At 61.3% G+C, this 9,559-nt stretch carries 9 protein-coding genes; 7 read left to right on the top strand and 2 right to left on the bottom strand.

The annotated features are described in order from the left end of the window. The 5 genes from MOV75_RS15930 to MOV75_RS42465 all read left to right on the top strand — a co-directional run. On the top strand, positions 1-342 hold a 342-nt coding region (locus MOV75_RS15930), incomplete at its 5' end, for a tail fiber domain-containing protein (protein WP_369010460.1). After that, positions 339-1,256 (top strand): DUF2950 domain-containing protein, encoded by a 918-nt coding sequence (locus MOV75_RS15925; RefSeq protein WP_246926464.1) that lies wholly within the window; start codon positions 339-341, stop codon positions 1,254-1,256. The genes MOV75_RS15930 and MOV75_RS15925, both read left to right, overlap by 4 nt. Then, entirely contained in the window at positions 1,240-1,710 is a 471-nt protein-coding gene (locus MOV75_RS15920; RefSeq protein ID WP_246926462.1) for a hypothetical protein, read from the top strand. Before MOV75_RS15925 ends, MOV75_RS15920 begins: the two co-directional genes overlap by 17 nt. A gap of 308 nt (positions 1,711-2,018) precedes the next feature. Further along, positions 2,019-3,620 (top strand): MASE4 domain-containing protein, encoded by a 1,602-nt coding sequence (locus MOV75_RS15915; protein WP_246926460.1) that lies wholly within the window; start codon positions 2,019-2,021, stop codon positions 3,618-3,620. Between the two features lie 71 nt (positions 3,621-3,691). Further along, positions 3,692-3,823 (top strand): hypothetical protein, encoded by a 132-nt coding sequence (locus tag MOV75_RS42465; protein ID WP_258719544.1) that lies wholly within the window; start codon positions 3,692-3,694, stop codon positions 3,821-3,823. 160 nt (positions 3,824-3,983) lie between these two features. On the opposite strand, the gene MOV75_RS15910 is transcribed toward MOV75_RS42465, so the two are convergent. Both MOV75_RS15910 and lipA read right to left on the bottom strand, forming a co-directional pair. Then, positions 3,984-4,172 carry a hypothetical protein gene (locus tag MOV75_RS15910; protein ID WP_246926456.1) on the bottom strand — a complete coding sequence of 63 codons (189 nt, stop codon included), beginning with the start codon at positions 4,170-4,172 and terminating at the stop codon, positions 3,984-3,986. Between the two features lie 553 nt (positions 4,173-4,725). Continuing rightward, positions 4,726-5,694, bottom strand: coding sequence for a lipoyl synthase (lipA, locus tag MOV75_RS15905; protein WP_246926454.1), 969 nt, complete (start codon positions 5,692-5,694; stop codon positions 4,726-4,728). Positions 5,695-6,221: 527 nt separating this feature from the next. Between lipA and aceE the strand changes: the two genes are divergently transcribed. Further along, positions 6,222-8,909 (top strand): pyruvate dehydrogenase (acetyl-transferring), homodimeric type, encoded by a 2,688-nt coding sequence (gene aceE / locus MOV75_RS15900; RefSeq protein WP_246926450.1) that lies wholly within the window; start codon positions 6,222-6,224, stop codon positions 8,907-8,909. A gap of 24 nt (positions 8,910-8,933) precedes the next feature. Next, positions 8,934-9,536: a biotin/lipoyl-containing protein gene (locus MOV75_RS15895; RefSeq protein WP_247006155.1), complete on the top strand. Its 603-nt coding sequence runs from the start codon at positions 8,934-8,936 to the stop codon at positions 9,534-9,536. The last annotated feature ends 23 nt before the right edge of the window (positions 9,537-9,559 follow it).

Here is a 9,559-nt window from a genome sequence, read left to right as displayed (position 1 = left end):
GGGATGTCGATGGGTGGCGGCGGTGGCTTCCGCGGTGGAGGCGGAGGAGGCGGGCGCGGTGGTGGTGGTGGCCGGCGCTCCGATATGGCGCTGAAGCACGACGTCGTCCTGCTCGGCTATCTCGGCAACGGCCTCGGCTATTACCGCTTCAGCTACGTCGGCAGCGACAAGGCTTATGTCGGTGTCATGGCTCAGGAGGTCGAGCAGGTGATGCCGAACGCCGTAACGCGCGGAAGCGACGGATATCTGCGCGTGTACTACGAGAAGCTCGGACTGACATTCCGCACCTACCGCGACTGGCTCGCCGGCGGCGCGACGATCCCCGCGGAGGTGTCACCATGACCGGTCTGAAATCGTTACGCCGCGCGCTTCTGCCCGGCATCATGGCCCTGGCGCTGCTTGGCTCTGCGTCACAGGCCCAGCAATCGTACGAGACGCCGGAAGACGCTGCCGCGGCGCTTGCGGCGGCGGTCAAGAGCGGGCCGCGCGACATCCTGAAGGTGCTCGGCAGGGCCGCCGAGGACATCGTCTTCTCCGGTGACGAGATCGCCGACAACGATATACGACGGCGCTTTACGTCGATGTATGACGCCAAGCATGGCCTCAAGGCGGAGGGCAACAAGACCGCAACCCTGATGCTGGGCCCGGACGATTTTCCGTTTCCGATCCCGCTGATCAACACCAAGTCCGGCTGGGAGTTCGACACCGACGAGGGGCGGATCGAAGTGCTCCGCCGCCGCATCGGCCGGAACGAGCTCGACGCGATCCAGACCGCACTCGCCTATGTCGACGCCCAGAATGAATATGCCGGCAAGGATCGCGGTGAGGGCGTCGGCGTCTACGCGCAACGCATCGTCAGCAATCCCGGCAAGAAGGATGGGCTGTTCTGGCGCGACGACAGCGACCCGAGCCCGCTCGGTCCGCTTGCGGCGGAGGCGTCTGCCGAAGGCTACAAAGCGTCAGGTGTAGGGCCGAGCCCATATCACGGATACTATTTTCGGATCTTGAAGGGGCAGGGGATGGACGCGCCGGGCGGCCCACTCAACTACGTCGTGAAAGGCAAGATGATTGGCGGCTTCGGGCTGATTGCCTGGCCTGCCGAGTATGGCAATTCCGGCGTGATGGCCTTCCTCGTCAATCATGACGGTACCGTCTACCAGAAGGATCTCGGCAAGCGCACGGACTTCGTTGCCAGGCGTATCTCCTTGTTTGATCCCGACCAGACCTGGAAGAAAGTCGATGCAGAGAAACCTTGAGCGCTGCATCGCCTTTGCGAGGACTTCGGCAATTTACCTCGGAACGATCGCGCTCCTTGCGTTGGTCGTTCCTGCGACACCGTCCTTCGCGCAGGCCTCAGGCCATGTTCGGGTCAAGATAGTGAAGGCGGGCCTGCTCGTCGGCGCTGGCGCGGGCAACGGGGTGCTGACCTATCGCGGCCACAACTATCCCTTCCAAGTGTCCGGCATTAGCCTTGGTATCACGGCTGGCGCGACCATCGGTCGGCTCGATGGCTGGGCTTCGGGCATCCGCGAAATCTCCGACTTTGCGGGTTCCTACAGCTCAGTTGGTGGCGGCGCGGCGCTCGTCGGGGGCGTGAACGGCGTCCACTTGCGTAACGACAAGGGGGTCGTGATCGTCCTGCGAGGGCCGAAGGCGGGCCTGGAGTTTGCCGCCAACCTCAGCGGGATTACAATATCGCTTGCGAAATGAGGTTGCAGGCGATTGACACTTCTGCCGCACATTAGGCGGCGAGTTTCAGTGTCGAGGGTTTGACGGCCAACCCAAGACTGCAGAAGGCCGCACGCCAGGCTTGTCGCCGACCAGGCAGGTTCGGTGACGAGAACGGCCTCATCGCCCGCACCTGAAAGCTCAGTTGCTGCGGTCACTACACCGTGGCAGGATGTCCCCTGTTAAAATCCGAGGCTGTCCAGGCGAGCGGGAGCCATGGACGGATGTCCGGGCTGCCGCGCACTCGAACAACCACAGTATCAACAACCGCCGGAGCACAGGCGGCCACCATGCTGAACGTCGAAACGCAGCGTTACACGCCCGCATCGGATCGGGACCTTCCTGTCGTAGTCGCATTGATGCCCGCAACGCCGAAACAGCGAGCAGTCGCGGTTGGCCTTGCCGTCGTGATTATCGCCCTTGCAGCGCTAGTTGCGCCTTTTGCGCATCTCCAGATCGGCAGGATCGACAGCTTCGTTCCGGTTCTTCAAACCGTCCTGAGCGCAGCCGACCTGCTTACGGCAATTCTGCTGTTGGCCCAGTATTCGGTCCAGCCGCATCGATCGCTGCTTGCCATCGCCAGCGCATACCTCTTCAGCGCCTCGTTCGCCTTCCTGCAGACGTTGAGTTTTCCGGGAGGCTACGCACCTAACGGCATCATCGGTGACGGCTACAATACGCCGGCTTGGTTCTTCGTCCTTTGGCACACGACGTTTTCTTTGTGCGTGCTGTCCTACGCCTTGCTGAAGGAGATGAAAGCGGAAATCCCCCGGTCGCCCGCTGCCAGCATCGCGCTCTCGCTTGCGTTCGTGTTCGGGGTGGTGGTTCTAGCGGCGCCGCTTGTGACCACTTGGGTCGGGCACCTCCCGAGCTTCTACACGACGAGTGTCACGCTGCAGACGCGGCTCGGTAATCAGATCAACGTCGCTTTGTTCGTTTTCGGCGCGTTCCTGTTCTTGCTGCTCTTTGCACGCGGGCGAACGGTGCTTGATCTCTGGCTGATGGTGACCCTGTTGGCTTGGCTGCCTAACTTCCTCGTGGCAGCCGTCGCGAGTTCGGTTCGCTTTTCGGTTGGTTGGTATGCGGCGCGCGGCTTTGCGCTGGTCGCAAGTTGCATGCTGCTGTCGGTCCTGCTGACCGAAATGACCGTGCTCTACTCTCGGCTCGCCAGTGCCCTGACAATGCAGCGGCGTGAGCGAGCCAATCGCTTGGTGAGCATCGACGCTGCCACCGCGGCGATCGCTCATGAAGTCAGGTCGCCTCTGGGCTCGATCACTTTGAATGCAAGCACGGCTCTCCAGATGCTTCAGGCGCAACCTCCTCGGCTGGACGAGATCAACGTCATTCTCAAGGATATGGAAGAAGCGAGTTTAAGGGTGAATGAGACGATCAGGAGTGTTCGCGGGCTTTTCAAGGACGCCGCTGATCAACCTGCGACGATAAACATTGAGGAAATCACGCGCCAGGTATTGCGGCTACTGCAGCACGAATTGCAGTTGAACGAAGTGTCGGTCGTGACTGAATTTCAAGTCGATGGCGCCTTGGTGCGTGCGGATCCCGTTCAACTGCAACAAGTGATTTTGAACCTGCTGAAAAACGCCATCGAAGCGGTCAACTCCGCTTTGACCGACGGTCGTAGATTGAACGTTGGAACACGGCTCGACGGCGACGCTGTTATCCTCTTCGTTCGCGATAACGGCGGGGGAATTTGTCCGAACGACCAAGGCCGCATTTTTGAGCCGTTCTTCACGACCAAGCGGGCAGGGATGGGACTGGGCCTGCCGATCTGCCGCATGATCGTGGAAAGGTATGACGGCAGTTTGGTTCTTGCAGAATCCAGTCGTCATGGCTCGACCTTAGAGGTGGCTTTGCCGGCCATGCATCTGGTCTAAGCTCCGAAGCGTGACGCCCGCGCCGTATTCCGAAGGAACAGGAAGCGCATTCTTGCGAAGGATGCGCACGAATGGCCAAAGCGCAGGTATTGCACAGCTCAACAATCATAATGTCGGATATTTCGCTGAAATCGCAAAGCTACCGCTTCTCCGTCGCCCCCATGATGGATTGGAGCGAGAGTTCAGGTTTTTCAACTGTTTAGAGGGCTGCGTGTGCGCCGGGAGGTCAAGGAAAATCTCATCACGTCTAATGTGAGCAGGGATTTCTTAGCTGGGCTGATGCTGAAACTGGTAATGCCGACGGGCACTAAAAGGAACGACTTGAATTGATACCCGCTGGGAAGGTGCAATACCGCGTAGCGCTCAGTTCGCACAACGCGCCTCGAGCGTATCGACGAAGGCGCGATCCCATCGGCCCTCACGGATCGCGTGGATAGTGCCGTTTTCATTTTGCTCCTGCGCCAATGCTTTCTCGATGACCGTTGCGGCCAGGGACGGTGGAAATGCGAGGAGGCCGTCCTGATCGCCTACAATGATGTCGCCCGCGTTCACGGGCATACCGCCGGCTGTGTCGGGACATTGATCGCTCCGGGACCATCGGGCTCTCGGCCAAAGCGCAGAACTATCCGGGCCAGCTCTCCGGCGGACAGCAGCAGGGCGCGGCGATCGCGTGCACACGTACGATTGTCGCGACGGAGCGACCTTTCAGCCATTTGTTCTGGAGTCGGCGTTGCCACCCCGCCAAACTGCAGGCTCTAGACACGTTCTCGTGTTGGAAGTGAGTAGCGTTGTGACGTTTGAGACCTCCAACGTCGCCCAGTGCGTCGCGGCTAGGGGACGCGCCCGACGACTAGGCGCGTCCCAAGTTTTGATGGTCTACAACCAAACAGGTGTCGATTAGATCGAGGTCGGCCGGCAGTCGTTCGTCGCATTGGTCTAGGGAGCGCGACCCTTACTTTCATAGATGCTGACGTCAATGAGAATGCCGGCCGCGGGGCGACGCAGTTGAACCGCTAGAACTCAATTGACTCTGCTGCAGGATCGATTCGGAATTTGGTGCGCTGGACCTCGCCCGCAAAATGGGTAGCCGGAGCGCAGCGGCACGCTAGCCGCGCCGGCGCGCGCGCAGTTTGCGAAAATCATCGCCGGCGTGATGGGAGGAGCGCGTCAACGGCGTCGCTGATGCAAGCAAAAAGCCCTTGGCATAAGCGATCTTCTCATAGCTGTCGAATTCGCCAGGCGTCACAAAGCTTACGACAGGGTGATGCTTGCGCGTGGGTTGCAGGTACTGGCCGATTGTCAGGAAATCGACGTCGGCGGATCGCAGATCGTCCATCAGTTGCAGCACCTCGCTCCGGTCCTCGCCAAGACCGACCATGATGCCGGACTTGGTGAAGATCCGCGGATCGAGTTCCTTCACCCGCTGCAGCAGCCGGACGGAATGGAAATAGCGTGCTCCCGGTCGCACCGTCAGGTATTTCGACGGCACTGTTTCCAGATTGTGGTTGAACACGTCGGGCTTCGCCACGACCACCGTTTCGAGCGCGTCCGGCTTGCGCAAAAAGTCCGGCGTCAGGATTTCGACTGTCGTGCGAGGGCTTGTCCCGCGGATCGCGGCGATCGTAGCCGCAAAATGCGCCGCGCCGCCGTCGGCGAGGTCGTCGCGATCGACCGAAGTGACGACCACATGTTCCAGCCCAAGCTTGGCCACTGCTTCGGCGACCTTGACCGGCTCGTCGGCGTCGAGCGGGCCGGGCAGGCCGGTGCGCACGTTGCAGAAGGCGCAGGCGCGTGTGCAGGTATCGCCCATGATCATGAAGGTCGCGTGCTTTTTCGCCCAGCACTCGCCAATGTTGGGGCAACTTGCCTCCTCGCACACGGTCACGAGCTTGTTTTCGCGCACGATGCGCTTTGTCTCGGCCCATTGGGCTGAGCCGGGCGCCTTCACGCGGATCCACGCAGGCTTGCTCTGGATAGGCGTATCGGGACGGTTCGCCTTCTCGGGATGACGCGGCGTCTCGGGCCCCATCTTCGCTCGCGGATCGCCGTTGAGGAGATCGAGTATGACAGTCATTTGGTCAGCCCCGTGAATGCGCCGGTCGCGAACATTCAGCTATCTGAGCAAAGTTCGTCAATTCGATTCTTAGTCTTTCCGCGAGCGACCTCTCCCGGCCGGATGCGACGCCGCGCGGACGCTGTCGCTTCGAGCGCGCAGCGGGTTTCCGCCATCGAGCCCTGTAAATGCTGGTCCGACATTTCGGGCGGTACACCCGAACGGCTTTCCGAAGCTTCAGACAGATCCGGGCCGATCGGAGAGGCGGGCTTGCCGGATTGCATCGCAAACTCAAGCAAAACGAACGGCATGCGCGTGATTGGCGCGCCTTTCCGAGTCTGGCACGAATGCTGCTTAGGTGTCTGCAAAAGAAGCGATAGCTCAAAAGCAAACGACGCGAGGGGACGTTCATATGCCAGCCAGCACTCAATCTTTCACCTAGAACGACAGGCGATACCGCCTGCGTGGCATTGCGCGCTTTCCGCTTGACGGCGGAACGCAATGAGCAATGACGCCTGACTTCGGCTTGGCATGCAAGGGAGAGAGTAATGACAGTCGCGGACGCGCACGATCAGGATCCGCAGGAGACCCGGGAGTGGCTGGATGCCCTGTCGGCAATCCGAGGTCACCGTGGCAGTGAACGGGCCGAATTCGTCGTCAATACGATGATTGACGCAGCGCGTAGCGGCGGCCTCAGCATTCAGCAGACGTTGACGACGCCCTATTGCAACACGATTCCGTCGGATCAGCAGCCGGCCCTGCCGGGCGACCGCGCCATCGAGCACAAGCTGCGCTCGATCATCCGGTGGAACGCGTTGGCAATCGTGCTGCGCGCCAACAAGGAGAGTTCGGAGCTTGGTGGCCATATCGCGAGCTTCCAGTCCGCCGCTACGCTCTACGACATCGGCTTCGGCCATTTCTGGCATGCGCCTACGGAAACGCATGGCGGCGATCTGATTTTTGTCCAGGGGCATTGCTCGCCCGGAATCTACGCGCGCGCCTTTCTCGAGGGACGTCTGAGCGAGGAGCAGCTTCTCAGTTTCAGGCAGGAGACCGGCGGCAAGGGCTTGTCGAGCTATCCGCACCCGTGGCTCATGCCGGATTTCTGGCAGTTCCCGACGGTGTCGATGGGGCTGGGGCCGCTGATGGCGATCTACCAGGCGCGATTCCTGAAATATCTGGAGAACCGCAATCTCGCCGAGACTGCAAACCGCAAGGTCTGGGCGTTCATGGGTGACGGCGAAACCGACGAGCCGGAATCGCTCGGCGCGATCTCGCTGGCCGGCCGCGAGAATCTCGACAATCTGATCTTCGTCATCAACTGCAACCTTCAGCGGCTCGACGGGCCCGTTCGCGGCAACGGCAAGATCGTCCAGGAGCTTGAAAGTATCTTCCGCGGTGCCGGCTGGAACGTCATCAAGGTGCTGTGGGGCTCGGGTTGGGATCGCCTGCTGGAAAAGGACAAGAGCGGGCTGCTGCTCAAGCGCATGGAAGAATGCGTCGACGGCGAATACCAGGACTTCAAGAGCAAGAGTGGCGCATATATCCGCGAGCATTTCTTCGGCAAGTACGACGAACTGAAGCAGCTCGTCGCCGACATGAGCGACGACGATATCTGGCAACTCGCACGCGGCGGCCATGATCCCGAGAAGGTTTTCGCCGCCTACACCGCGGCCGTGAACCACAAGGGTCAACCGACGGTCATTCTGCCGAAAACCGTCAAGGGCTACGGGATGGGCGAATCCGGTGAAGGCCAGATGATCGCTCATCAGGCCAAGAAGATGACGCAGGACGCGCTGCGCGGCTTCCGCGACCGCTTCCAGGTGCCGGTCGCCGATGACGACCTCGCCAAGGTCCCCTTCCTCCGCCTGCCGGACGACAGCCCGGAGATGAAGTATTTCCGGGCGCAGCGCGCGAAGCTCGGCGGCAGCCTGCCGCAACGCCGGCGCAAGTCCGCCCCTCTGCAAATTCCGCCGCTGTCGACGTTCCAGCGGCTGCTCGAAAACACCGGCGACCGCGAAATCTCAACCACGATGGCCTTTGTCCAGATGCTCGGTACGCTCGTGCGCGACAAGGCGATCGGCAAGCACATCGTGCCGATCGTGCCGGACGAATCCCGTACCTTCGGCATGGAAGGCATGTTTCGCCAGCTCGGCATCTACTCGTCGGTCGGCCAGCTCTACCGGCCGCAAGATGCCGATCAGCTAATGTATTACCGCGAAGACAAGAGCGGGCAGGTCTTCCAGGAAGGAATCAACGAAGGCGGTGCGATGTCGAGCTGGATCGTCGCGGCGACGTCCTACAGCACGAACAACGTGCCGATGATTCCGTTCTACATTTACTACTCGATGTTCGGCCTGCAGCGCGTCGGCGATCTCGCTTGGCTGGCGGGCGATATGCGGGCACGCGGCTTCCTGCTCGGTGGCACCGCCGGCCGCACCACGCTCAACGGCGAAGGCCTGCAGCATGAGGACGGCCACAGCCACGTGCTGGCCGGCACCATCCCGAACTGCGTGTCCTACGATCCGACTTTTGCCTATGAGGTCGTGACCATCGTCCGGGAAGGCATGCGCCGCATGTATGAGGCGCAGGAGGACATCTATTACTACATCACGCTGATGAACGAGAACTATCCGCATCCGGCACTGGCTGACGCTGGAAAGGGGGCGGAGGAGGGAATTCTAAAGGGACTCTATCTCCTGAAGAATGGCGGCGAGGCGACAAAGAAGGGACTGCGCGTCCAACTCGTCGGCTCGGGCACCATCCTGCGTGAGGTGATCGCGGCCGCGGATCTGCTCAAGGTGGACTTCGGCGTGACGGCGGACGTGTGGAGCGCCACCAGCTTCAACGAGCTTCGTCGCGATGGCATGGCGGCGGAGCGCTGGAATCTGCTGCATCCGACCGAGCCGCGCCACAAAAGCTGGGTGGAAACGCAGCTTGACGGGCATGCGGGCCCGGTTGTGTCGTCAACCGACTATATGCGCAACTACCCCGATCAGATCAGGGAATATGTGCAGGCGGCCGGACGTCGCTACGTCGTGCTTGGCACCGACGGCTTCGGGCGCAGCGACTATCGCGTGAAGCTACGGCAATTTTTCGAGGTCGACCGACATTACGTCGTCGTCGCCGCGCTCAAGGCGCTTGCCGATGACGGGGTGATCAAGCCGGAGACCGTGGCCGAAGCCATCGCCAAGTACAAGATCGACGCCGGGCGTTCAGCGCCCTGGACCGTGTGAGCCAGCGGAGCCGAGGACAGAGCGATGAGTTTGATCGACATCAAGGTTCCCGACATCGGTGATTTCAAGGACGTCCCGGTCATCGAAGTCTTCGTAAAGCCGGGCGACAAGGTCAAAGCCGAGGATCCGCTGGTTGCGCTGGAGTCCGACAAGGCGACCATGGAGGTACCGTCGCCGCGCGACGGCGTTGTGAACTCGGTGGTTGTGAAGGTCGGCGACAAGGTCAGCGAAGGTGCTGTCATCGTGCAGTTCGAGGGTGCGGGCGGTGAGCAGACCGACGCGCGCCCGGTCGTCAACGCACCACCGTCGCCAACCAGTGCTCCCGCTGGGGTGGCAGAGGTGCGCGTTCCCGATATCGGGGACTTCAAGGACGTGCCGGTTATCGAGATTTTCGTCAAACTCGGCGACAGCGTGAAGGCGGAGGATCCGCTGATCGCGCTGGAGTCGGACAAGGCAACGATGGAAGTGCCGGCACCTCTTTCGGGAACCGTGCGCGAGATCAAGGTGAAGACCGGCGACAAGGTCAGCGAGGGCGCGATCATCCTCGTGCTTGCGACGAGTGACGCCGCGTCGGCTCCGGCGGCTGCCACGCCGGCACCCGGCCTTCCCTGCGCCCTCTTGGCTTAATAAGGGGGACGAGACGAAGCAAA

The organism is Bradyrhizobium sp. PRIMUS42 (genome assembly GCF_023006515.1).
Lineage (GTDB): Bacteria > Pseudomonadota > Alphaproteobacteria > Rhizobiales > Xanthobacteraceae > Bradyrhizobium.
The sequence above is the reverse complement of the archived record's forward strand: the minus strand, read 5'-3'. Positions and strand labels throughout refer to the sequence as shown.